The sequence below is a fragment of the Streptomyces sp. NPDC048002 genome (genome assembly GCF_040653275.1).
Classification (GTDB): Bacteria; Actinomycetota; Actinomycetes; order Streptomycetales; family Streptomycetaceae; genus Streptomyces.
In genome coordinates, this window is record NZ_JBEZNL010000043.1 from 1 (window position 1) to 23740 (window position 23740).

Sequence of the window (23740 nt, forward strand, 5' to 3'; positions counted from 1 at the left end):
CGGGAAACCCCCGCCCGGGGCCCGGGCCCGGCCCCCGGCCCTTCGGTTTAACCCACCCTCCCCGGCGGGGGGGAATGCCGGTGCCGCTGCGCTCCGGCAAGCCCACCGGTGGAGCGGGCGCATGTGCCCTCGCAGCGTGGGCAAGCAGACAGGTGTGACCACCGACCAGCCGTTGACTCCCCTCGCCGCCCACTCGGGCCGCACCGCCGTGCGACGCAGGCAGGACTGGTGGCCGGCGCTGCGCAGGACGCCGACGGCACTGTGGCGGGAGGACGCCACCGACTGGGCCGCCGCGCTCACCTACTACGCGGTGCTCACCCTCTTTCCCACCCTGCTGGTGGCGCTCTCGCTGCTCGGTGTCGCGGGCCGCCCCGGAGGCGGGCACTTCGTCGACCAGGTGGCCGCGGTCGTCCCGGGCCAGGCGCGCCCCGCCGTGCTCAGCGCGCTGGAGAGCATGTCCCACCAGGAGACCCCGGCCCGGCTGCTGGCGGTCTTCGGCACCGTCGGGGCGCTGTGGTCGGCCTCCAGCTACCTGAGCGTCTTCCGCCGCGCCCTGCACGCGATCAACGGTGTCAAGGACCGCCGCCCGCTCTGGAAGAAGGCGCCGCTCACCATCATCACCGCATTCGCGCTGCTGGCCCTGCTCGTGTCCAGCGTGCTGGCGCTCGTCCTGACGGGCGACGCGGCCCGTGCCGCGGGGCGGCTCATCGGCGTGGACGCCGTCGGCGTGGCGGCCTGGAACGTCCTGAAGTGGCCCCTGCTGGCGTTCCTCGCCACCGTCATGGTGCTGGTCCTGTTCCGCTCCGGCCAGGCCACCGCCTACGGCCTGCGGCACCGGGCGGTCGGCGGCCTGCTCGCCGTCGTCCTGTGGCTGCTGGCCTCCGTGGGATTCACCGTGTACACCGCCAACTACGCGGGCACGTACGACCGTTTGTACGGATCTCTGGCGGGCATCGTCGTGTTCCTCGTCTGGCTGTGGATATCCAACCTCGCGCTCCTCACCGGAGCCCAGTTCAACGCGGAGCTGGCCGCACTCCGCCAGTCCCGGCCGACCCCTGCGGGCCAGGACTGACGTCGCCGGACCACATATGGGTGCCGGCCCCCATGCCCGTAGCCGCTGAGGGGAGGGAAGGTGGAGTCCAGGAGGGGCCGCTGAGGAGGTGGGGACCGTGTCCGAGTCCGACGACGAGAAGATCGCCGCCCTTGAAGTGGTGCTCTGGCACGACGATCCGCGTTTCGCCCGCGCACTGGGCAAGGGGCGCCCTCGCCCGCCCCGCGAGTACCGGCGCCGGCGCGCCCGGCCCGCCCTGGCGGTGGCACTCGGCGCCGTGGTCACCGGTGCGGTGCTGCCTCACGGGGTGATGATGGCGACGGGTCTGGTCATGACCGCGATGGTGATCAGCCTCTTCGGGCCTGGCGCCGGGCGGCGTACGCCTCCGCCCGGATCGTGAGCCCGAGCCGGCACCGCGCCGGCACCCGTCGCCACCTCGTCATCCGCGTACGACGGCGACCGGGCTGTGCGCGTGGTGGAGTACGGCCTGGCTCACCGAGCCGAGCAGCAGGCCGCTGAACCCGCCGCGACCGCGCGAGCCGACGACGGTGAGCCGGGCCGAGGCACTGGCCTCGATCAACGCCGTCCGCGTCGGTTCGTGCACCGTCCTGTGCTCGACCTTCACGTCCGGCCAGAGGTCGCTCATGCCGGCGAACGCCTCGGCGAGGAGCCGGCGCTCGGTGTCGGCGAGCATGCCCGCCCGGTTCGCGTACGGCTCCCTGGGGTCGTCGGGCGGCGGAAGCGGAGCGTTCCACGTCGTCCATGCGTGGAGGGCGACCACCCGGGCGTCCTGCATCGCCGCCTCGGCCAGCGCGAACCCGATGGCCGCCGCGTTGGCCGGCGATCCGTCCACGCCGACCAGGATCGGACCGGCCGGGTCGGCCGTCTCCCGTACGACCAGGACGGGGCAGCGCACGTGCGCGGCGAGCCCGGCCGCGGTGGACCCCAGAAGCAGGTCGGCGAACCGGTTGCGCCCCTTGCTCCCCACCACGATCAGCTCCGACCGCCGGCTCTGTGCCGCCAGCACGTCCAGCGGGTCGCCGGTGAGTACCTGACCCGAGACGGAGCCGTCCGGCACGATCTCCCGCGCCCGCCCGACGGCCTCGTCCACGATCCGGCGCGCCTCGTCCTGCAGCAGGTTCTCGGAGGCCTGCCACACCAGACCGTTCACCTGCACCGGCCCCACCAGGGCGTGCACCACACGGAGTTCCGCGCCGCGGTACCGGGCCTCACGGGCTCCGTGCGCGACGGCTTCCAGACTGTGAGCCGAACCGTCCACGCCCACGGTCACCACGCCACTCATAGGTTCTCCCTCCCGAGGTGCTCGTCCGGTATCAGCGTCGCGGGGGAGCGGGGGTGCGGAGGAGGGCCGAACGGGGCAGGCCCGGGAGGCCGATCGGCCCTCCGGGAGGGGCCCGGCTCCGAGGCGGGCGCCTCGGTGCCACCAGTGTCTATGCCACTCCCGTCCGGGTTCCAGAGATTCGTGGGAGACATGGACCGTGCGAGGGCGCGAAAGCCATCGCTCCGGAAGCCGCGCCCTTGCCATGCTTGGGCCCGGTCCCACTACCCGGGCGCCGACACCGTTCTGCTCAACCGCTGCCGTGCCCTGAACTGGGCTCTGTTCTCGGCCTGGCGCTGGCGCCGCAACGACGGGATGCCGGACCGGGACCGCTGGAGGGCGGAGGGTCCGAACCGGGTCCGAGCCGCCTTGGAAACGCTGCCGGCCACGGGTTGATCACGGTTCAGACACACGTAGTGCACCGTCCTGGGTCAAGTCCTCGGCTATGTCGACTTATATGACGTTTGGGCCGTATGGAGACCGCCTGCTCCGTGTGGGCGGTGTGGTTGAATGCCGAACATTAGGTGTCTGGCCGAAAAGTGCCGTCGGTGCACGTTGACGTGCCCCGCTGTCCGTTCAGGACCGGGACGGCCCTCGGCCGCCATGACCATGCGGGGCGCCCTCGCATCCGTTCCTTCCGGGAAGCTGCTATGAGCACTGTCTCCAATTTTCACTACGGGGCTTTCACTCCGATCGCCGCGTATCTGATGGCTTGCCTGGGTGCGGCGCTGGGGCTGCGCTGCACGACACGTTCCATGGGCCGCGACAAGGGTCTGCGGCGCACCGGCTGGCTCACGCTCGGCGCCGTGTCCATCGGCTGCGGGATCTGGTCCATGCACTTCATCGCCATGATGGGCTTCACCGTCGACGGGTCGCTCATGGAGTACGACCCGGCCCTGACGCTGGTCAGCCTGCTCGTTGCCATCGTTGTCGTGGCCGCGGGCGTGTTCCTCGTCGGGATCCGGGGTTCCGGGAGGGCGACCCTCGGCGTGGCCGGCGTCTTCACCGGTCTCGGTGTCGCGGCGATGCACTACCTCGGCATGCGGTCCATGAAGGGCCACGCGGGGGTCCAGTACGACTCGGTGTTCGTCGTCCTCAGCGTCGTCATCGCCGTCGTCGCCGCGACCGCCGCGCTGTGGGCGGCGGTGTCGGTCCGCAAGCTCTGGGCCACCCTGGGCGCCAGCCTCGTCATGGGTGTGGCCGTGACCGGCATGCACTACACCGGAATGGCCGGCATCACCGTGGACCCCGAGTTCGTGATGAACCACAGCCAGTCCTCCGCGAGCCTCTTCTCCTTCATGCTCGCGATGATCGCCGGCCCGGTGAGCGCCCTGGTCCTCGCCTCCGTCATCGTGATGTTCGACCCCGACACGATCCTCGGCGACGGTGTCGCGGACCGGAGTGGATCCGCAGCCGCACCGGCCGCCGCCGAGCGCATCCGCTGACACCCCCGTTCCCGGATGCCTTGTCGAAGAACCGTTGCTCCACGGGCCCGAGGCCGACCACCGTGCCGGTGAGATCGCGCGGCCACGAACCCGCGATCGGCCTTGCCCGCGGCCGGCGATCCCGTCATGATCGCCCGTGGCCACCCCTGGCGAGCGATCGAGAGGCACCGGTATGCACGGCGTGCAGTTGACGGAGCGGGTCCTGGAGATCGTCCGGAGCGACCCGGGAGCGAGTGCGCTGGCGTACGTGGAGGTGCCCTGGGTGGAGGGCGGCGTCGCCCATCCGATGGCGGCTGAGGAACTCGCCGGGGCGGCGTTCCCCTCGGGGCGTCCGCTGCCGCCGAGCCTGCGCGCCTGGCTGGCCCACGACACCGGACTCCTGGAGCGGCACGGCTGGTTCGACGAGGACGGCGGCTTCGCGCCACGCCCGCTCGACGCACTCGTGGGGGACGAGATGGGCGACTTCTGGGGCAAGGAGTTCGCCTGGCTGTCCGGGTATCTGTCCGAGTGCTTCCTGCTGCCCGGCGGCTCCGACTCCCGGCGCATCCTGGCCGTCACCGAGCCGGACGCGCAGGGCGAGTACCCCGTACTCGCCCTCGACCTGGACGACATGCCCTACCTCGGCCTCATGTACCCGGGCTTCGACGTCTACCTGGCCGACACGGCGGACCTGCTGGGTCTCGGCGAGCGCCAGACCTACACGGACCTGGTCGACCACGCGGTCTACGGCCCCCGGATGCGTCACCACGCCGCCCGGACCCTCGCGGGGGAGACGTGCGTGGAGTACCCCTTCGAATTCACGGCCCTGTTCGCCCGACTCCACCCCGAGCGGGCCGAGAAGAGCCCGCGACGGGGGACCTCCGCGCCCTGATCCCGGCTGCCCGACTCCCCGCACCCGCTGTGAACACGGTTCACTGCCGTCGCCCGCCCGGGCTGGCCAGGGTGCGGACCTCCCCCGGACGGGGAGAGGCTGAGGGCAGCGGGCCGAGGGCCGGCCAGGAGCGAGCGCCGGGAGGCAGACATGTCCGTCCGTACCTATGTGTCGACGACTGTTCTCAACGATCGTGTCGACGAGGTTCTGCACGCACTGGAGGACCTGGACCCGCACGCGATCGTGGGTTCCGCCAACCGCTCCGGCGATCCCGACCTCCCCGCCGGCGTGTCCGTGTCGCTGGAAGGTGACGTCCGCGAAGCGGTCCAGGAGCAGCTCAAGGCGTTCCCCGACGTGGAGTGCGAGGTCGAGGTGCGCGACATCTGAGAGCCCGGAGCGGCATCGCGATCGCACCGCGGTGCCGCTGTCGGCCGGCGGAGGGAAGGCTCCCCGCCGGCCACGACCCGTTGCTTCTACAGTCCCGTAGATGGATACGATGCTCTCGCTGAGGGCATCCGGATCCTCCGGACTCAGAATGAGAGGAGCAGCGGTTCCCTGATGGGTGAGCCTTCCAGCCCCGACCGTGTCGCATTCCGCCCGTACGAGGGAACGGGGGTGGCACGGTGACCGAGGTCCTGCTGCTCCTGGCGGCCCTCCTTCTCACCCTCGCCTGCGCCCTGTTCGTCGCGGCCGAGTTCTCGCTGACCACCGTCGAGCGCGCCGACCTGGAGCGTGCCGCAGCGGCCGGTGAAACCGGCGCCGAGGGCGCGCTGCGGGCCGTACGCCGGCTGACCCTCCAGCTCTCCGGCGCCCAACTGGGCATCACCATCACCTCGCTGGTGATCGGCATGCTCGCCGAGCCCTCCCTCGCCGCGCTGCTGCGCGGGCCCCTGGAGGCCGCCGGCATGGGCGGCGCCGCCCCCACGACGGCGACCGTGCTGGGCGTGGCGCTCTCCACGGTCGTGCTGATGGTCGTCGGTGAACTGGTGCCGAAGAACTGGGCCATCTCCCGCCCGCTGGCCGTGGCCAAGGTGGTCGCCGGCCCGCAGCGCGCCTTCACCAAGGCCTTCGGCCCGTTCATCCGCCACCTCAACGGCACCGCGAACCGTGTCGTACGACGGTTCGGCCTGGAGCCCGCCGAGGAGCTCGACTCCGCGCGCGGACCGGAGGAACTCGTCTCGCTGGCCCGGCACTCCGCCGCCCGCGGCGCCCTGGAGCCGGACTCCGCCGAGCTGTTCGTGCGCACCCTGCACCTGGGCGAGCTGACGGCGCAGAACGTGATGACGCCACGGGTCGACGTACAGGCTCTGGAGGCGCACGCGACCGCCGCCGACGCGGCGAACCTGTCGTACGCCACCGGCCTCTCCCGCTTCCCCGTCTACCGCGACAGCCTCGACGAGGTCATCGGCACCGTCCACATCCGCGACGTGCTGGCCCTGGAGCCGGACCGGCGCGCCCACAGCCCGGTCACCGACCTGGCGACCGAGCCCCTCCTGGTCCCCGACAGCCTGACCGCCGACCGGCTGCTGGAGCGGCTGCGCGAGCGGCGCACCATGGCCGTCGTCATCGACGAGTACGGAGGCACGGCCGGCGTGGCGACCATGGAGGACATCGTCGAGGAGGTCGTCGGTGAGGTCCGCGACGAGCACGACCCCGTGGAGACGCCCGACCTGCTGCCCGTACCCGACCAGGAGGACGGGCGCGCGGCCTGGGAGGCGGACGGTTCCGTACGCGTGGACCAGCTCGCCGGCATAGGGCTGACGGTGCCGGAAGGACCGTACGAGACCTTGGCCGGGCTGATCGCCACCCGCCTGTCGCGCATCCCGGCCGAGGGCGACGCGCTCGCCCTGGAGGGGTGGCGGCTGCACGTCCTCGGCGTCGAGCACCACCGCGCCGACCGCGTCCGCATCACCGAACCGGCCTCGATGCCCGTCCAGGCGGGAGACGATGCCCGATGACCGTCGTACAACTCGCCATCGGTGCCCTGACCCTGCTGACCAACGCCTTCTTCGTCGGCGGCGAGTTCGCGCTGATCTCCGTACGCCGCAGCCAGATCGAACCGCGCGCCAAGGACGGCAACAAGCGGGCGCGGATGACGCTGTGGGCGCTGGAGCACATCTCCGCGATGCTGGCCACGGCGCAGCTCGGCATCACCGCCTCCTCGCTGGTGCTCGGCGCGGTCGCCGAGCCCGCCATCGCCCACCTGCTGGAGCCCGCCTTCGCGGCGATCCACCTGCCGCACGTCCTGATCCACCCGCTCTCCTTCGTGATCGCGCTGACCGTGGCGACCTATCTGCACATGCTGGTCGGCGAGATGGTCCCGAAGAACATCGCGCTGGCCGCCCCCGTGCCGACCGCGCTGCTGCTGGGCCCGCCGCTGGTCGCCCTCACCCAGGCCCTTCGGCCCCTCGTCTTCGGCATCAACGCCTTCGCCAACGCCCTGCTGAGGCTGCTGCGCGTGGAACCGAAGGACGAGGTGGACGCCGTGTTCACCGACGACCAGCTCGCGCGCATGGTCATGGACTCCAGTGAGGCCGGCCTGCTGTCGTCCGCGGACAGCGAGCGGCTGCGCGACGCGCTGGAGCTGGGCACCCGGCCGGTGGGGGAGATCCTCGTGCCGGTGCCGAGGATGCGGACGGTGGCCGACACGATCACCCCGGCGGAACTGGAGCGCGCGGCCGCCGAAGCGGGCTACTCGCGCTTTCCCGTCACCGGTGCGGACGGCGCGCTGCTGGGCTACGTCCACATCAAGGACACCCTCGGCCTGACCGAACGGAACCAGCCGTTCCCCCGCGCGGCCCTGCATCCGGTCACCCGGGTCCGCATCGACACCCCGCTGGACGACACCCTCACCGCGCTGCGCGCCGAGGGCAGCCACCTTGCAGCGGTGACGGGCGTCAGCGGACCGGTCCTCGGTTTCGTCACCATGGAGGACGTCCTGTCCGAGCTGGTCGGACCGGCCCCGTCCGACGCCTGACCGGCGCCCCCCGCGTTCCGGTTCCCGGTGGCTCCGGGAACCGGAACGTGGCCGGAATCGTTCACCCGGAACACCATAGGAAAGAGGAGCACCAACCCTTGTCCGCCAGATCGACGGATCCCTCGGGGCACAGTCCCCGACCATCCCGCCACGGAACTCCTGACAGCGGCGCACGGCGGGGTGGTGTTCGATGAGCGCCGTGAGCGCGGTCCTGGGCCTGCTCGCCGTCTTCGTGCTGACCGCGGGAACCGGGTACTTCGTCGCCCAGGAGTTCGCCTACGTCTCCGCCGACCGGCTCGCCCTCGCCCGTGAGGCCGAAGCCGGGGACAAGAGGGCCGCCCGCGCCCTGAAGGTGCTGGGACGGCTCTCCTTCATGCTCTCCGGAGCACAGCTCGGCATCACCGTCACGGGCCTGGTCGTCGGCTTCATCGCCGAACCGTCGGTGTCCGCCCTGCTCCGGCCCGTGCTGTCCGGCATCGGCATCCCCGACGCCGCCGTCTCCGGCATCTCCGTCGTCCTCGCCTTCGCCGGCGCCACCGTCGTGCAGATGGTGCTCGGCGAGCTGGCCCCGAAGAACCTGGCCATCGCCGTCCCCGAGCGACTGGCGAAGGCGCTGGCCCCCTCCACACTGGCCTACCTGAAGGTCGTCGGCCCCGTGGTGCGGATCTTCGACGGCGCCGCCAACAGACTGCTCCGCAAGGTCGGCATCGAACCGGTCGAGGAACTCCACCACGGCGCCACCCTGGAGGAACTCGGTCACCTGATCGGGGAGTCCCACGAGCAAGGAGAGCTGCCCCGCGAGACCGCCGCGCTGCTCGACCACGCCCTCGGCTTCTCCGAACGCACGCTGGACGAGGTGATGGTGCCCCGCGCGGACGCCGTCTTCGTCCGCAGGGACGCCAGTGCCGCCGAGGCGGTCGACCTGATCGCCAAGCACGGCCACTCCAACTACCCCGTCCTCGGCGACCACCCCGACGACATGACCGGCGTACTCGGCGTACGCGAACTCATGCGCCGGCCCGCCGCCCACCTCACGGACACCACCGCCGGCGCCCTCGCCCGACGGCCCCTGCTGCTGCCCGACACCCTCACCCTGCCGGACGCGGTCGAGCAGATGCGCCGACTCGACGACGAGTTCGCGGTCGTCCTCGACGAACACGGCGGAGTCGCCGGAATCGTCACCTACGAGGACATCGCCGAGGAACTCGTCGGCGACATCGCCGACGAGACGGACACCGTCACCGAACTCGCCGTGGCGGACGCCGACGGATGGCTGGTCGACGCCAGACGCCGACTGGACGAGATCGCCGAGGCCACCGGCATCGAGCTGCCCGAGGAGGAGGACTACGACACCGTCGCCGGCCTCGTCGTGGACCGCCTCGGCCGCTTCCCCACGGTCGGTGACCGGCTCGACCTGGACCTCCCCGACGGCGGCAGGGCGACGCTGCTGGTGCGCAGCCTCGACCGCCACGTCCCCCAACGCGTACGGCTGGAACGCCACCCCGACCCCGACCCCGACACCGTCACCGCGGCGCACACCGCTGACGACGAGGAGCCGTCATGAGCTTCCCCATGGCCGTCTTCGTCACCGTCCTGCTGCTGATCGGCAGCGGATTCTTCGTCGCCGCCGAATTCGCGCTGGTCGCCGCCAAGCGGCATCGCATGGAGAAGGCCGCCGAGCAGGGCAGACCCGGCGCCAAGGCCGCACTGGCCGGTATGCGCGAGCTCTCCCTCATGCTGGCCGGCGCCCAGCTCGGCATCACCGTGTGCACCCTGGGGCTGGGCTCGGTGTCCAAGCCCGCCATCTCGCACGAACTCGACCCGCTCCTGCACGATCTGGGCCTGCCCAGCGCCGTCAGCTACGGCGTCGCGTTCGCCGTCGCCATGATCGTCGTCGTGTTCCTGCACATGGTGCTCGGCGAGATGGCGCCCAAGTCCTGGGCCATCGCCCACCCCGAACGTTCGGCCATGCTGCTCTCCCCGCCGTTCCGCGCGGTCGTGAAGGCGGTACGGCCGCTGATCTGGCTCCTCAACCGGATCAGCAACGCCCTGGTACGGCTGTGCCGGGTCACCCCGCGCGACGAACTGGCCTCCGTCCACAACCGCGAACAGCTCACCCACCTCGTCGACGAGTCGCAGCGCCTCGGACTCATCAGCGAGACCGACTCCGAGCTGCTCACCAGCTCCCTCACCGAGCCCTACAACCCGGTCGGCGCCCTCCAGATCCCCGCCGGGCAGATCACCTCCGTCGCCGCGGAGGCGGACGTGGACGCGATCCTCGCCACCGCCGCGGAGCACGACCGGAACCGGCTGCTGGTGCGGGACGGCCCGCGGGTCGTGGGATCCGTCCACGCGCGGGACGCGCTCATCGCCCGCAGCCGGGGCCGCACGGCCACGGCCCGTGACCTGGCCCGCCCGGTACCGGAACTGACCGAACAGGACACCATCAGCCACGCCATCGAGCTGCTGCGCCAGCGCCGCGCCTCCCTGGCCCTGGTCCGCGACGACGCCGGGCGCCTGACCGGCATGGTCGCCCTGGACGACCTGCTGGCCCGGCTGCTGCATCCGCAGGCCCACTGACGCCCGCCCGTGGATCGGGTGCCCCGGTGGGTCGGGGCACCCGATGCGTCTTTCGGGGGCGCGCGGAAATCCGTTGGCGTCCGATCGGGACCACTGCTAGTTTCCGAGGGCCGTGCGAGAGATCGAGGAGGTGGTACCCGTGAACGTTTCGACATGGGTGCTCTCCTCCGGAGTCACGGTCGGGCGATAGGTCGTCGCCCGGGAGCGCCGTTCCGCGCACTTCCGAAAGGCACGACCATGCGTTTCGTCACTGGACAACTCCTCGGCGACGGCATCAGCGAGCGGGAATTCACCCTCGGCGAGATCCCCGGCTTCCTGTGGACCCCGGCCTCCGCGTCCCCGACCGCGCCCGCCCCGCTCGTCCTGCTGGGCCACCCACCGCTCGGCCTGCGCAAGATGTACCCCCGCCTGGAGGCCCGAGCCCGGCAGGCCGCGGCGGACGGCTTCGCCACGGCCACGATCGAGCTTCCCGGAAGCGGCGACCGCCCCCACTGGCCGGCCGCCGAGCAGGCCCGCGCCGCACTGCGCCGTGCACTGGAGGCAGGCGAGCCCGTCACCGACGAGATCGTCGACGCCCTCGTCCTCCCGCTCGTCGACAGGGCGGTCCCCGAATGGCGGGCCGCCCTGGACGCCGTGCTGTCCCTGCCCGAGATCGGTGGACCGGTCGGCTACTCGGGAGGCGTGATCAGCATCGGCGTCCGGCTGGCGGTGGTCGAGCCGCGCATCGTGGCGGCCACCCTCTTCGCCGGGAGCTTCGTACCGCGCGCCATCGTCGAGGAGGCCCGACAGGTCGCCATCCCGCTGCATGTCCTGCTCCAATGGGACGACGAGGGCAACGACCGGCAGGCGGCCCTGGACCTGTTCGACGCCTTCGGCTCCGCCGAGAAGTCCTTGCACGCCCACATGGGCGGGCACACCGGAGTTCCACAGTCCGCCGGGGACGCCGCGGCGCGGTTCTTCACGAGGCACCTGAAGTGAGCCGAGGGCCCCTGCCAATCCTTTGGCAGGGGCCCTCGGCGTGGCACAGCCCGTCGGAGGGCTCGGGTCACCGCATCAGGAGGGGCGTTGAGTCCCCTCAGGGGTCGATGTACGGGCGAACCAGAGCCGCGTCTCGTCCGCGTTGAGAACGCGGGTCAGTTCGGCCGTGCCCGGGAGGTGCGGGAAGAACCGGTCGGCGTTCCAACTGCGTTCGTACAGCGGCTCGTCGAGCACGAGCAGGCGACGCCCCTCCACTACGGGGATGTCGTCGGGCAGCCCCTCGTTCCAGATCCGCTCGCCGTCCGGGGCGAGCAGCTCGAACGCCCCGGTCGCGACAACCTGGGTGCGTCCCTGGGCGGGTTCGGGGTCGGTGGCCAGTCGGACGCCCTCCGGTTCAGGCGCCGTCCCGGGTATGTGACCGCCGCCGACGAGGACATGGGCGAGCAGGGTGTGCAGCTGGAAGTTGTCCCCGATGCCGCCGATGCGCACCTCGAACCCGGTCCCGGTGGGCCTGTGCAGCACCACGAGGTCCTCGTCGTCCAGGACCGCGAGCGCGTACGCCAGGCACTTGAGGTCGTGCCGTTGCAGAGCCGCCAGTTCTCGGCACGCCGGGAGGACCTCGGACGCGTACCGACGGCGTACCTCCGTGCTGCGGCACAGTACCGCCAGCGCGGGAGGCTGCCACTCCTCGACGGAGCACCAGGCCAGCGCCAGGCGTAGCGCCTCGTGCTCGTCGCCGCCGATGCGCGCCAGCAGCGCGTCGTCGATGATCTTCCCGTCCGGCTCGGGGAGTTCGTCCTCGGCCGAGCCGCCGGCGGCCCATCCGCGCGCGAACTCCAGGGCGTCGAGCAGGTCCTGGTGGACGCCGCCGAGGATCGGCTCGGCGCAGGCCGCGGGGTCGGCCCCGCTCTCGACGCAGTAGCCGGCCGCCATCGCCAGCATCGGACGCGGTCCGGTCGGCGGGAAGGCGGGAATCAACGCCGCCAATCGGGGCCCCGCCAGGCTGAGTTCGGCACCCGACGCTGCCTGAACCAGGTTCATCATGGTGGTGAAGGCCCGCTCGGTGCGGTCACCGTCGCGAGCGCCGACCGCGTCCTCCAGCTCGGACACGGTGGCGGTGAGGTCGGAAGCTTCCCGCTTCCTTCTGAAGATCATCGGCATACTTTAGGCGTTCCCTGCCGCAGGCGTTGAGGGGCTGACTCAAGGCCTCCCGGCTCCCGGCGCAGGAGCCGGGAAGGCCACGACCCGGCCGCTGGGCTGCTGCGTCTCGGGGCCGCCCCACATCTGGCCCACGACGAAGAGACGGGGGTCGTCGCCGCGGCTCAGCGCGCAGGCGAAGGCGCCGCGGTCGAGATCGACGGTGGCGAGCACCTCGCCGCCCTCGCGGACACGGACGCAGTGCTGGTTGGCGACGTCGGCGTACCAGGCGGCGCCTTCGGAGTCGAGGCAGATTCCGTCGGGGTGGTCGCCGGGCGTCGCCGCCCAGACGCGGCGGTCGCCGAGGCTTCCGTCGCCGCCGATGTCGTACGCCGTGAGCCGGTTCGCATAGGACTCGGCGACGATCAGCGTGCCGCCGTCGGGTGTGAGGGCCATGCCGTTGGGGAACGCCAGGTCGTCGGCGACCGGACGGACGTCGCCCTCCGGTGTGACGAGCACGATCAGGCCGGGTGCGTAGGCGCCGCCGGGAAAGTCGAAGCCGATGGTGTTGACGTACGCGCTGCCCCGTCCGTCGACCACGATGTCGTTCCACGGCTTCTGGGAGACCTGGGAGAGGTCGGCGTGCGCGGCGAGGGATCCGCCGCGTTCTTGGCGCAGCAGCCTTCGGTGTGCCGAGTCCACGACGAGGAGTCGTCCGTCGGGGAGGAAGTCGATGCACATCGGGAAGGAGTCGACGACGGCCGCCACCTCATGGCGGCCGTCCTCGTGCAGTGCGATCACCTGGTGGGCACCCCAGTCGGAGAACCACAACTGTCCGTTGTGCCAGCGGGGTGATTCGCCGAACCGGATGCCTTCCAAGAGGATCTCGGGTGTGCCCATGGTCATGCTCCTCCTGATCGTTTCGTGGAGGCATGGACCTGCTGGGGCGGAGAAACTCATCGCATCACGGTCAGAAGGTGCCTTCGTCGGCGCGTTCGTTCTGAGGGGTTTGGTGGATGCGCCACAAGCCTACTGCGGCCCCCAGCAGCCCGCCCGCGCAGGCCGCGACGCCGGCCACCGGGCCGCCGGCCGAGAATGCCGCGGCGACCACGCCTCCCAGCAGGGCGCCCAGGAGTGCGTACATGACGACGATGAAGCCCGCGGCGAGATGCAGGTTGCGGAAGGGTGCCATGCCCCCGCTCACCGGTCCGCTCCCGCGGCGGGACGGACCAGTCGTGCGGGGCGGAGCAGTCGTGCGCGGCGGGCCAGTCGTGCGGGGCGGGCGATGCGGGGGCTCCGGTGCATGAACTTCTCCGTCCGTGAGGGGCGTTGCCCTGCCAGGTGCCCCCGAACGGATCCGGCAAGCGGCCGGTACGGACGGTGGCCCGTCACCCGGATTCGGGCGACAGGCCACCGCTACGGGCCGTACGGCAGGCGCAGGGTCACGGGAAGGTCAGCTTGAAGCTGTTGATGTAGCCCGTGTCGTACGCCGCCCTGTCCTGGACACGAAGGCTCCAGGTCCCGTTGGCCACCTCCGCCGAGGCGTTGACCGTGTAGGTCGCCTTGACGTTGTCGGCGGAGTCGGAGGACGAGTAGGGCTTGAGGTTGTACACCGTGCCGTCGGGGGCGACGAGGTCGACGACGAGGTCACCGCGGTAGGTGTGGATGATGTCCACGCCGACGGCGAGGTTGCTGGGCGCGTTGCCGGTCCTTCCGGTGACGTTGACGGACGAGGTCACCGCCGCGCCGTTGTCCGGGATGGACACGTCCGTGGTGTTCTCGAACACGGTGCCCGGCGGGTTCGTCGTGCCGGAGGAGAGGGACCAGATCGCGTGGGCTATGGCGTCGCTGTTGCGGTCCAGCGCCGTGTCGTTGATGTTGCCGGTGGTGTCGCACGACGAGTGGTAGCAGCGGTCGAAGGCCGTGGCCGTGCCGCCCCACTTCTGGACCTGCGCGGAGGTCTTGGTCCGGCTGGCGCCCGTGAACAGGCCGCCGACGGGTATGCCGACGTTCTTGAACGAGGCGTGGTCGGAGCGGCCGTCGCCCTCGGTCTCGATCTCGGTGGGGACACCGATGCCGGCGAAGTAGGTCTTGAAGGTCTGCTCGATCGTGGGGTCGTCGTCGTAGACGAAGTAGCCCGGGTTGGGGGAGCCGATCATGTCGAAGTTCAGGTAGCCGCTGATCTTCGCGCGTTCGGTGGTCGGCAGGTTGTTGACGTAGTACTTGGAGCCGACGAGGCCGAGTTCCTCGGCACCCCACCAGGCGAAGCGGAGGTGTTTGGTGGGCTGGTAGCCGGTCCGTGCGACGGCCAGGGCGGTCTCCAGGACGGCCGCCGATCCGGAGCCGTTGTCGTTGATGCCGGGGCCGGAGGAGACCGAGTCGAGGTGCGCGCCGGCCATGAGGACCTGGTTGGAGTCACCGCCGGGCCAGTCGGCGACGAGGTTGTAGCCGGTGGCACCGCTGGAGGTGAACTGGTCGATTCTCGTGGTGTATCCGGCGGCGTCCAGTTTCGCCTTGACGAAGTCGATGGACGCCTTGTAACCGGCTCTTCCGTGGGCCCGGTTGCCGCCGTTGGCGGTGGCGATCGACTGGAGGTCCGTGAGGTGCTGCTTGACGTTGGCGACCGCGATGTCGGGAGCGGCGGCGACACTGGGGGCCGTGGCTGCCGGGACCGCGCCGGCGAGCAGCCCGGTGAGGGCGATGCCGGCCACTGCGAGGACACGCTGACGTGCTGAGAGGCTCATGTGGGGACTCCGTGGTTCCGAACTGAAGGTGGGTTGCGGAACGTGCGAAACGTCCCGCTGTGTTGGTGAACGCGGGACGTTGGAGCTGTGTAAAGCCTGTGCCTGGTGCGGCGATGCGAAGTGAATAGTCGATGACTGTTGACGCTGCGTCAAGAGTGCATGCTGTGAGCTGGGTTGATGCCGTCAGTCCAGTGGGCTTCGCGCGGACGTACTCCTGCGGTGCGGGTACTCGGCGTCGTCGGTCGGCGGAGCCGTCCGGGGTCCGGATGCGCCCGTCCCGGGCCGCTGGGCCGTAGGCCGTGCGCGGATAGGCCTGCCCAGGGCGACTCCGGCCAGGACCAGTACCAGTCCGCCCGCCTGCTGAACGGTCAGCGCCTCGGCGGCGATCACCGTGCCCAGCAGCACGCCCGTGACGGGGTTGAGCAGTCCCAGCAGTCCGACGGTTCCCGCGGGCAGGTGCCGCAGGCCGGCGAACCAGGCGGTGAAGGCCAGCGCGGTGGCGACCAGTGCGACATAGGCGAACGCGAGGAGCGCGGACGCGGACAGGGCGGGAGGCGCCCCCTCCATGACCACCGCGGCCGGGAGCAGCAGCAGACCGCCGGCGAGGAGCTGCCAGGCGGTGGAGGAGAGCACGTCGACGTCCGCACTCCAGCGCTTGGTCAGAACGTGGCCGAAGGAGGAGGCGAGCATGGCGGCGGCCGACGCGAGGACGCCCCCGGCGCTCACCTCCTCCGCACCGGTGAGCAGCATGAGGCACACCCCGGCGAGGCCGATTCCGGCACCGGCCAGGTGGAGGAACCCGGGGCGCTCGGATATCAGCGGCCAGGCCACGAGCATCATCGTCAGCGGGGACACCGCCATGACCGTCGAGGCGAGGCTCGTCGGCAGGGTCTGGGAAGCGACGTAGACGAGGGTGAAGAACACGCTCACGTTGTTCAGGCCCAGTACGGCGGACTTCCACCACCACGTGCCGTGCGGCCGTCGTCGGCGCAGGGCCAGCAGGACGAGTCCGGCCGGCAGGGCTCGCCAGGCGGCTCCCCACAGCGGATGGCCGGTGGGCAGGTACTCGTGGGTGACGAAGTAGTTGGTTCCCCAGGCCACGGGTGCGAGTGCGGTCAGTGCCGTCCAGCGCGTATTGGCTTCCATGGAAGGAATAGTAGCTTCCTGGGAAGGTACTATGGGGTCATGGAAGATCGCCGACCGCTGGATCACGTGGCCCGCGTCCAGGCCGAGTGGCGTCGGGAGCGGCCTGACGTCGACACCTCCCCACACGGGGTGATCGGCCGGCTGCACCGGCTGGCCGATCGGCTCACCGAGGAGCTGCGCCTCGTCTACGACCGGTACGGACTGGGCGAGGGGGAGTTCGACGTGCTGTGCGCCCTGCGGCGCGCCGGTGCGCCCTACGAGCGGGCACCCGGCGAACTCGCCGCGCACACCATGGTCACCACCGGTGCGATGACGAAGAGGATCGACCGGCTGGAGCGGGCCGGACTCGTCACCCGCCGCCGCTCGGACGACGATCAGCGCGGCCGGATCGTCGCCCTCACGGACCCCGGGCGCGACCTGATCGACCAGGCGTTCGCCGACCACATGCGCAACGAGCGCCGCCTGCTGGATGTGCTGACACCCGCCGAGACCGTATCGCTCGAAGCGCTGCTCGCCACCTGGCTCTCCCGAATGGACGGGGGCGAGGCCCCCTGACCAGGGCAGGGCACGTCGGCACCGGCATTTCGCCGCATTGCCGGGGTGTGCTTTTTGGTGTTTTCTGATTATTCGTGCCGGTGATCGCTGCGCCGGCGGGCTTTCCCCGATCCCCTGTGAGGCCTGTCTGATGGACACCTACGAAATCGGCTATTTCGTCGGCAGCTTGTCGTCGACTTCGATCAACCGGGTGTTGTCGAAAGCCCTGATCCGGCTGGCGCCGGAAGAACTGCGCTTCACCGAGATCCCGATCGGGAATCTGCCGCTGTACAGCCCCGACCACGACAGCGACTATCCCTCCGAGGCCCGCGCTCTCAAGGACGCCATCGCGCGGTCCAACGCCGTACTGTTCGTGACACCGGAATACAACCGGTCGATCCCGGGTGCGCTCAAGAACGCCATCGACTGGGCCTCGCGTCCCTGGGGGCAGAACTCGTTCGACCACATCCCCGCCGCGATGATCGGTGCCTCCGTCGGACAGATCGGGACCGCGGTCGCCCAGCAGAGCCTGAGGGCGGTGATGGCCTTCTGCAACGCCCGGCAGATGACGGCGCCGGAGGCGTACATCAAGTTCACACCCGAGGTGTTCGGCGATGACGGCGAGGTCAACGACGAGTCGACCCGGCAGTTCCTCAGTGACTTCATGCTGGAGTTCCGCGAGCACGTCGTCCGCGTGCTGACCGTGCTGCCGCGGGGTTGAGCGTCACAGCACCTTGTCTCCGTACATTTCGCCGAGCGGGTCGGCGATGAGCTCGATACGGGCACCATCGGGGTCGCGGAAGTACACCGACACATCGCTGTGAATGACGTGATCGATGCCGGCTTCGTCGAAGCGGCGCACGATCTCGGCCCAGCGGTCGGGGTCCATCGAGATCGCGACGTGGTGGAGCCCGCCGAGCACCTCGGCGTACGGCCCGACGTCGAGGCCGGGAAAGTCGAAGAACGCGAGCAGGTTCCCGTTTCCGATGTCGAAGAAGAAGTGCGAGGAGCCGGGGTAGTCCCGGTTCTCGATCAGCTCGGTGAGCGGGAAGCCCAGGAGATCCTGGTAGAAGCGGATGGTGCGCTCGACGTCGCTGCTGATCAGGGCGGTGTGGTGCAGGCCTCGGGCGGTGGAGGCGGCCCGGCGGTCGGCGGGCCGCAGATGCGCCTCCCGGATGCGTCGCCGTTCGGCTTCGATCGCGGCAGGATCGGTGTCGCCGTGTGCGGGTGTGTCAGCCATCGGTGCCTCGTCTCATGGTGAGGGGGCGAGTACCCACGAATGCGGGTGCTCATTTCGTACGGTGAGGGCTGGGCTCGCGCAACCCGGAACGGCATGCGCGAAGTACCCCGTGGCGTGTCGGAAGGAGCCCGGTGGCAGCGGAGTCGGACGTGACGGCGGACGGACCGCGCGCGGGCAGAGACCAGGGCGAGTACGTCCCCGATCCGAACAGATGGCACGCGCTGTGGGTCACCCTCGTCGCGGGGTTCATGAGCCTGCTCGACGTGACGATCGTGGCGGTGGCCCTGCCCACCATCCAGCGCGGCCTGGACGCCGGTCCCGCCGAGGTGCAGTGGGTGGTGTCCGGCTACGCGCTCTCCTTCGCCCTGGCCCTGGTCACCGCCGGACGGCTCGGTGACGCGCTCGACCGGCGCCGCATCTTCCTGCTGGCCCTGAGCGGATTCACCCTCTTCAGCGCGGCGTGCGGTGCGGCACCCGACATCACCCTGCTGGTGGCGGCCCGGATCGCGCAGGGCCTCGCGGCGGGCTTCATGGCGCCGCAGAACTCCGCTCTCATCCAGCAGATGTTCCGCGGTGCCGAACGCGGTCGTGCCTTCGGATTCTTCGGCGCCACGGTCGGCATCTCCTCCGCCGCCGGGCCCCTCACCGGCGGCGCCATCCTCGCGCTCGCGGACGGCTCCGAGGGCTGGCGGTGGATCTTCCTCGTCAACGTCCCCATCGGCATCGTCGCCCTCCTGCTCGGCCTGCGCCTGCTGCCACGCGTCGAACGCTCCGCCCGGGGCTCGCTGGACGTCCTCGGGATCGCGCTGCTCGGTCTCGGCGTGCTGGCGGTCATGTACCCGCTGGTCCAGGCGGACTCCGGTGGCGTCGGACGGCTGTGGTGGCTCTTTCCCCTGGGCGCTGTGCTGCTCACTCTCTTCACGCGTCGCCAGTTCCGGCTCGTGGCGCGGGGCAGCGAGCCCCTGCTGGACCCGCGCCTGTTCACCACGGTGCGCGGCTACGCCGTCGGCGCGGGCGTCGGCGCCCTGTACTTCATCGGCTTCAGCGGGGTGTGGCTCGTCTTCGCCCTCTTCTACCAGCGCGGGCTCGGCTTCACCCCACTGGAGTCCGGGACGGCGGTCACCCCGTTCGCGCTGGGCTCCGCCGGTGCCGCGGTCGTGGCGGGCCGTCTCGTGGACCGCTTCGGACGGCTGCTCACCGTGTGCGGGCTGAGCGCGGTCATCCTCGGCATGGGCGGCACGGCGCTGCTGCTGTGGCTCGTACCGGGCGACGCGGCGCCCTGGATGGCGGCACCCGCCCTGTTCGTCGCGGGTGTCGGAGGGGGCTTCGTGGTGTCGCCGAACATCACGATGACTCTGCGTGACGTCCCGGTGCGGATGGCCGGGGCGGCGGGCGGTGCACTCCAGACCGGCCAGCGCCTGGGCGCCGCCGTGGGTACCGCGGCCCTCCCGGGCATCTACTACCTGGTCCTCGGCGGCACGGACCACTACCGCACAGCCCTGGTCACCGCCCTCGCGGTGGCGCTCGCCGGGATGGCCGCGTCGCTGGCACTCGCCACCGCCGACTGGTTGCGTGACCGTGGCGCATCGCATCGTCGCTGTCCGGACGAAGTCGCCAACAGCCCCGTTCACTCAAGGCAGGGCTGAGGTCGGTACGTCCCCTTCAGTGGCCCTCCGGCCACCAGGTGCGTCTGATGTCCTCACGCACTTCGGTGCGTTCTGGGCGACGTTCGTCGGCTTCTCGGCGGATACGCGGGTTGTCCGTCCTCACGGTCTTGTTCACGCGACTCTGACGCATCTCTGCCTCCTTCGGCGTCCCCCGAGTTCCGCGGTCCCAGGAAGCTAGACGCTTGGCCGAGAGATTTCCCCGACCGTTCCGGTTCAAGCGCTCGGGAGGGCCGCGGAGTACTCCCGGATGTTCGACGTCACGCGCGCGCATGACGCGCGTGACACGAGGTACACGGTGGGCTGTACAGGTCAGCCGCCCTGCGGGGTGCAACCACAGGGAGGCTCACATGCTCATGGCCCATCCAGCCGTCTTGACCAACTTGATCGAGCAGTACGAAACACTGTGGCTCCTGCACGCCGAGAACGGCAGCGACCAGGTGCGCCAGCGCATGGACGACGTCGCATACACCCTGTGCGTGGCGACGGGCACCCGCGACATCGACTCCGCCCTGATCGCCGCTCGCTACCACCTGCCCGGCGCCCGCCCGGAGGACGACTCGGCCGTGCCCACCGCCACCTGAACCCGCGCCGCGCACCGCCCGGCGCCGCGCCGCGATCCTCGAAGCCTACGACGCCACGTTACGGCCCCCTCCGCGACCTGGAGGCCCGCGCGGTACGGGAACTCGCCCGGGGCCGTGACCACCTCCACGGGGAAGGAACGGCGGCGGTCGAACGGAGGATCCCCCGGCGCACCGACGCGGCCGGCCGCACCGTGGACGACTCCTGTCGCCACCCTGGAGAAGGGGCGCTCTCGTGGAGGCGAGCGAGACTTTCCTGGCTGACCTTGTGGCGCGGTCACAGCTGATCTCGGGCCGCGACCTGGCCGGTCTGGTCTTCGACATCGGTCGGTCCCTGGGGCTGACGGCCACCGGCCTGTACGTATCGGACCTCCAGCAGACGCGGCTCATCGCCCTGCCCCAGCCCGTGCCCGCCGCGGAGCTCGAACTGGACATCGACTCCTCCCTGGCGGGGCTGGCCTACCGGCTGGAGCGCACGCACCTGACGCAGGACGGCACGACCGCCTGGATCCCCATGGTCGACGGGGTGGAACGACTGGGCGTGCTGAGGGCCGAGGGGCCGGCCCTGCCCGTCGCGGACTGCGAGACGCTCGCGGGGCTGACCGCGTTGTTGCTGGTGTCGAAGTCGACGCACAGTGAACTGCTCGTCGAAGCCGAGCGCCGACAGCCGATGACCGTCCAGGCAGAGCTGCTGTGGGCGTTCCTCCCGCCCCGCACCATCGGTACCGCCCAAGCCACCTCGACCGCCGTGCTGGAGCCGGCCTACAACGCGGGCGGAGACGTCTTCGACCACAGCTTCACCGACGGCGGGCTCCACCTGACTCTTCTGGACGCCATGGGCCACGACCTCGCCTCCGGCGGAGCCAGTGCGGCCGGCCTCGCGGCCTGTCGCGCCACCCGCCGCTCGGGCGGTCGCCTCACCGACCTCATCGGTGAGATCGACCGGATCCTGGACACCTGGTTCACCGACCGGCTCATGACCGCGATCATCGCCGATCTCGACCTGGCCGACGGGACCCTCACCTGGGTCAACTGCGCACACCCTCCGCCCCTGCTCGTGCGTGGTGGGCAGATCCTGCGCATCCTGGAGCGTGAACCAGACCTTCCGCTGGGCTGGAACTTTCACAGCCGTACGCCACCCAGCCTGCACCGTGCCCGTCTCGAACCCGGCGACCGCATCCTGCTCTACAGCGACGGCGTCACCGAAGCACGCTCCCCTCGAGGCGACCTCTTCGGCGAACAGCGCCTCGCCGACACGGTCATCCGGGCCATGGCTGCCGGGGAGCCCGCCCCCGAAGCCCTGCGCCGCCTCCTTCAGCAACTCATGCGCCACCAGGAGCACAAGCTGCTCGACGACGCCACGATCGTGATGGCAGAGTGGCACCCCACCTCCCCGGAAAACTGAGCCTTCCTCGTCGCTGCCGGTACTCAGATCCAAGGAGATCCGGCTCAGCGGCCGAGTGCGGTCTTCAGCTGCTGCTTGGTCATGGTGGACCGGCCGTGGACGTTCTTGCTCTTCGCCTCTTCGTACAGTTGATCCTTGGTGGGGCCCTGCGTGCCTGCGGGCGGCGATCTCCTGCGCCCGCTCGGTGGACTCACCGCGTCGCTCGGCGGACTCCTTGATGTGCTCGTACTGGCGTTCCCGCTTGGGGCTGGATCCGCGAGGCTTGACGGGGTTCCTTCCGGTCGGTGTGCCGTGATGGTCGGTGGCTGGGATGTCCTCGTCTCATGCGGCGGGCGCCGGGGACTCGGCGCAGCCCGGGGTCATCCGACGATTCGTCCGGCGAGCGGGCGGGTTTCGGCGCCGGCTCCTGCCCGCATTGGGGCGAGGAGTTCGCGCAGGGCGTCGGTAGCGGTGTGCTCCGGGGTCCATGCCAGTTCGGTGCGGGCGCGCGTCGTGTCCATGAGAGGCACGCGCAGTACGGCGTCGAGGAGTTGGGGCGGCGTGGGTATCAGGCGAGCGGTCCACGCGGCAGCCAGGCCGGCTCGGGCGATGGAGGCCGGAACGGTCACCGGTCGGGCGTCCAGGAAGCCGGCCAGCATGTCGGCGTCGATCGGCGGATCGGCGGCAAGGTTGAACGGACCTCGGACGTCACCGAGGGCGGCCAGCCGATAGGCATCCGCGGCGTCGTCGGTGTGGAGCGCCTGTACGCGCAGTCCGGGCAGGTCCGGGAAGAACGGCAGCAGGCCCGGGCGGACCAGGTTGCCCGGGAGGTAGCGGCCGGCGAAGATGCGTCGTTGCTCGCTCGCCGACTCCCTCTTGAAACTGAACCCCGGTCGCATCCGTACCACGCGAACCTCCGGGTGCCGCTTCTCGAAAGTGTCGAGTACCCGTTCGAGATATGCCTTCTCCCGTGTGTAGGCGGCCGCGGGCCAACCGTGGGTCGGCCAGGACTCGTCGACCTGCCGGTCCTTGGGGCCAGGCGAGTAGGCACCCACGGAAGAGGCGTGCACCAGCGCGGGAACACCGGCTGCCGCGACAGCCTCGAAGAGCCGCACACTGCCCAGGACATTGGTCCGCCATGTGACCGCCGGATCGCGGGCCGGGTGGAACCGCCAAGCGAGGTGCACCACCACGTCGACACCGGTGAGCAGCGCCGGGAGGTCCTCGCGTTCGACATTGAGGTCCACCTTGCGCCAGGCCGTGCCGGAGTCCGCCCGCTCGGGGGAACGGCGGGCCCAGCCTTCCACCGGACCGGCGCGGCGGTCCTCGTTCAACACCCGCACCAGACTGCTGCCCACGTTGCCGGTCGCACCGGTCACCACGATCCTCGGGCCGCTCCGCTGGCTGTTCATCGTCGGCAACTCCCTTCGGCACGCGGCGCACCGCCGGACGGTGTCACCCCGGAAACCACGGTCGAGAGGACCGGTGAGCGGTGTCAGAGGGCCGCGAAGGCGAACTCCTTCGTGAAGGCACTGGTGAAGACTTCGAGGTCGTCCGGTTTCCGGCTGGTGACCAGGACGCTCCGGCCGGCGCGGCAGATGTGCACCGGTTCGTCGACCCAGTCGCCGCCCGCGTTGCGGATGTCGGTGCGCAGGCTGGGCCACGAGGTCAGGGTTCGCCCTCGCAGCACGCCCGCCTCGATCAGCGTCCACGGCGCGTGGCAGATCGCGGCCACTGGCTTGCCGGCCTCGAAGAACGATTTCACGAACTGCACGGCCTGCTCGTTCATCCGCAGGGCGTCGGGGTTGGCCACCCCGCCCGGCAGGATCAGTGCTCCGTACTCGGCCACATCCGCTTCCCCCACGATGTCGTCGACGCGGAACGTGTCCGCGCGGTCCAGGTGGTGGAACGCCTGGATGTCCCCTCGCTCGGTGGAGACCAGCGACGGAACGTCCCCTGCGTCCTTGACGGCCTGCCACGGCTCGGTGAGTTCGACCTGTTCCACGCCCTCGGAGGCTGCAAGAAGCGCGATCTTCATGGGTGCCCACTCCTCTCCGGTACCGGCAGGG

General features: G+C 70.7%; 24 protein-coding genes and 2 pseudogenes. 16 read left to right on the plus strand and 10 right to left on the minus strand.

What is annotated here, in order from left to right:
- The first annotated feature begins 136 nt into the window (after positions 1–136).
- A complete protein-coding gene (locus AB0E07_RS33715) occupies positions 137–1072 on the plus strand; it encodes a YihY/virulence factor BrkB family protein (RefSeq protein ID WP_362260643.1) in 936 nt (311 codons plus the stop codon).
- A gap of 97 nt (positions 1073–1169) precedes the next feature.
- The gene (locus tag AB0E07_RS33720) at positions 1170–1451 is read left to right on the plus strand and encodes a DUF3040 domain-containing protein (RefSeq protein ID WP_362260645.1); all 282 of its coding nucleotides are present in this window, start codon (positions 1170–1172) and stop codon (positions 1449–1451) included.
- Between the two features lie 39 nt (positions 1452–1490).
- Here the strand turns inward: AB0E07_RS33720 and AB0E07_RS33725 are convergent, their stop codons facing one another.
- Complete coding sequence (locus AB0E07_RS33725; RefSeq protein ID WP_362260647.1) at positions 1491–2354, minus strand: universal stress protein; 864 nt, start codon at positions 2352–2354, stop codon at positions 1491–1493.
- Between the two features lie 258 nt (positions 2355–2612).
- Here AB0E07_RS33725 and AB0E07_RS33730 point away from each other — a divergent pair.
- The 9 genes and pseudogenes from AB0E07_RS33730 to AB0E07_RS33770 form a co-directional block, all read left to right on the plus strand.
- Positions 2613–2786 (plus strand): annotated as a pseudogene (locus AB0E07_RS33730) (aminoglycoside phosphotransferase family protein); the annotation flags it as partial.
- Positions 2787–3040: 254 nt separating this feature from the next.
- Entirely contained in the window at positions 3041–3835 is a 795-nt protein-coding gene (locus AB0E07_RS33735; protein WP_362260649.1) for an MHYT domain-containing protein, read from the plus strand.
- Positions 3836–3971: 136 nt separating this feature from the next.
- The gene (locus AB0E07_RS33740; RefSeq protein ID WP_362260651.1) at positions 3972–4706 is read left to right on the plus strand and encodes a hypothetical protein; all 735 of its coding nucleotides are present in this window, start codon (positions 3972–3974) and stop codon (positions 4704–4706) included.
- 150 nt (positions 4707–4856) lie between these two features.
- Positions 4857–5093: a hypothetical protein gene (locus AB0E07_RS33745; protein ID WP_362260653.1), complete on the plus strand. Its 237-nt coding sequence runs from the start codon at positions 4857–4859 to the stop codon at positions 5091–5093.
- A gap of 236 nt (positions 5094–5329) precedes the next feature.
- Positions 5330–6664 (plus strand): hemolysin family protein, encoded by a 1335-nt coding sequence (locus AB0E07_RS33750; RefSeq protein ID WP_362260655.1) that lies wholly within the window; start codon positions 5330–5332, stop codon positions 6662–6664.
- Positions 6661–7683 carry a hemolysin family protein gene (locus AB0E07_RS33755; protein ID WP_362260657.1) on the plus strand — a complete coding sequence of 341 codons (1023 nt, stop codon included), beginning with the start codon at positions 6661–6663 and terminating at the stop codon, positions 7681–7683. The genes AB0E07_RS33750 and AB0E07_RS33755 overlap by 4 nt, the downstream gene beginning before the upstream one ends.
- A gap of 190 nt (positions 7684–7873) precedes the next feature.
- Positions 7874–9247: a hemolysin family protein gene (locus tag AB0E07_RS33760; RefSeq protein WP_362260659.1), complete on the plus strand. Its 1374-nt coding sequence runs from the start codon at positions 7874–7876 to the stop codon at positions 9245–9247.
- Complete coding sequence (locus tag AB0E07_RS33765) at positions 9244–10263, plus strand: hemolysin family protein (protein ID WP_362260661.1); 1020 nt, start codon at positions 9244–9246, stop codon at positions 10261–10263. The genes AB0E07_RS33760 and AB0E07_RS33765 overlap by 4 nt, the downstream gene beginning before the upstream one ends.
- Before the next feature lie 237 nt (positions 10264–10500).
- Positions 10501–11241, plus strand: a complete 741-nt coding sequence (locus AB0E07_RS33770) for an alpha/beta hydrolase (RefSeq protein WP_362260663.1) — start codon at positions 10501–10503, stop codon at positions 11239–11241.
- 75 nt (positions 11242–11316) lie between these two features.
- Here AB0E07_RS33770 and AB0E07_RS33775 read toward each other — a convergent pair whose 3' ends face one another.
- From AB0E07_RS33775 to AB0E07_RS33795, 5 genes are all read right to left on the minus strand, one after another.
- Positions 11317–12396 (minus strand): hypothetical protein, encoded by a 1080-nt coding sequence (locus AB0E07_RS33775; protein ID WP_362260665.1) that lies wholly within the window; start codon positions 12394–12396, stop codon positions 11317–11319.
- Between the two features lie 45 nt (positions 12397–12441).
- Complete coding sequence (locus AB0E07_RS33780; RefSeq protein ID WP_362260667.1) at positions 12442–13278, minus strand: SMP-30/gluconolactonase/LRE family protein; 837 nt, start codon at positions 13276–13278, stop codon at positions 12442–12444.
- A gap of 70 nt (positions 13279–13348) precedes the next feature.
- Positions 13349–13570 carry a hypothetical protein gene (locus AB0E07_RS33785; RefSeq protein WP_362260669.1) on the minus strand — a complete coding sequence of 74 codons (222 nt, stop codon included), beginning with the start codon at positions 13568–13570 and terminating at the stop codon, positions 13349–13351.
- Positions 13571–13820: 250 nt separating this feature from the next.
- Complete coding sequence (locus tag AB0E07_RS33790) at positions 13821–15122, minus strand: M28 family metallopeptidase (RefSeq protein WP_362260671.1); 1302 nt, start codon at positions 15120–15122, stop codon at positions 13821–13823.
- Positions 15123–15305: 183 nt separating this feature from the next.
- Positions 15306–16268 carry an EamA family transporter gene (locus AB0E07_RS33795; RefSeq protein ID WP_362260673.1) on the minus strand — a complete coding sequence of 321 codons (963 nt, stop codon included), beginning with the start codon at positions 16266–16268 and terminating at the stop codon, positions 15306–15308.
- 39 nt (positions 16269–16307) lie between these two features.
- Here AB0E07_RS33795 and AB0E07_RS33800 point away from each other — a divergent pair, with 39 nt between their 5' ends.
- Both AB0E07_RS33800 and AB0E07_RS33805 read left to right on the plus strand, forming a co-directional pair.
- Positions 16308–16823 (plus strand): MarR family transcriptional regulator, encoded by a 516-nt coding sequence (locus AB0E07_RS33800; protein WP_362260675.1) that lies wholly within the window; start codon positions 16308–16310, stop codon positions 16821–16823.
- Positions 16824–16953: 130 nt separating this feature from the next.
- Positions 16954–17523: an NADPH-dependent FMN reductase gene (locus AB0E07_RS33805; RefSeq protein ID WP_362260677.1), complete on the plus strand. Its 570-nt coding sequence runs from the start codon at positions 16954–16956 to the stop codon at positions 17521–17523.
- Positions 17524–17526: 3 nt separating this feature from the next.
- Here AB0E07_RS33805 and AB0E07_RS33810 read toward each other — a convergent pair whose 3' ends face one another.
- Positions 17527–18042, minus strand: a complete 516-nt coding sequence (locus tag AB0E07_RS33810; protein WP_362260679.1) for a VOC family protein — start codon at positions 18040–18042, stop codon at positions 17527–17529.
- Between the two features lie 149 nt (positions 18043–18191).
- Here AB0E07_RS33810 and AB0E07_RS33815 point away from each other — a divergent pair, with 149 nt between their 5' ends.
- From AB0E07_RS33815 to AB0E07_RS33825, 3 genes are all read left to right on the plus strand, one after another.
- Entirely contained in the window at positions 18192–19688 is a 1497-nt protein-coding gene (locus AB0E07_RS33815; RefSeq protein WP_362260747.1) for an MFS transporter, read from the plus strand.
- Positions 19689–20056: 368 nt separating this feature from the next.
- Positions 20057–20290: a DUF5133 domain-containing protein gene (locus AB0E07_RS33820; protein ID WP_362260681.1), complete on the plus strand. Its 234-nt coding sequence runs from the start codon at positions 20057–20059 to the stop codon at positions 20288–20290.
- Between the two features lie 265 nt (positions 20291–20555).
- Positions 20556–21692, plus strand: a complete 1137-nt coding sequence (locus tag AB0E07_RS33825) for a PP2C family protein-serine/threonine phosphatase (protein WP_362260683.1) — start codon at positions 20556–20558, stop codon at positions 21690–21692.
- A gap of 44 nt (positions 21693–21736) precedes the next feature.
- Here AB0E07_RS33825 and AB0E07_RS33830 read toward each other — a convergent pair.
- From AB0E07_RS33830 to AB0E07_RS33840, 3 genes and pseudogenes are all read right to left on the minus strand, one after another.
- Positions 21737–22004: pseudogene (locus AB0E07_RS33830) on the minus strand (hypothetical protein).
- Between the two features lie 47 nt (positions 22005–22051).
- Positions 22052–23083, minus strand: a complete 1032-nt coding sequence (locus AB0E07_RS33835) for an NAD-dependent epimerase/dehydratase family protein (RefSeq protein ID WP_362260685.1) — start codon at positions 23081–23083, stop codon at positions 22052–22054.
- An 83-nt stretch (positions 23084–23166) separates the two neighbouring features.
- Positions 23167–23709, minus strand: coding sequence for a type 1 glutamine amidotransferase domain-containing protein (locus AB0E07_RS33840; protein WP_362260687.1), 543 nt, complete (start codon positions 23707–23709; stop codon positions 23167–23169).
- Positions 23710–23740: the final 31 nt, after the last annotated feature.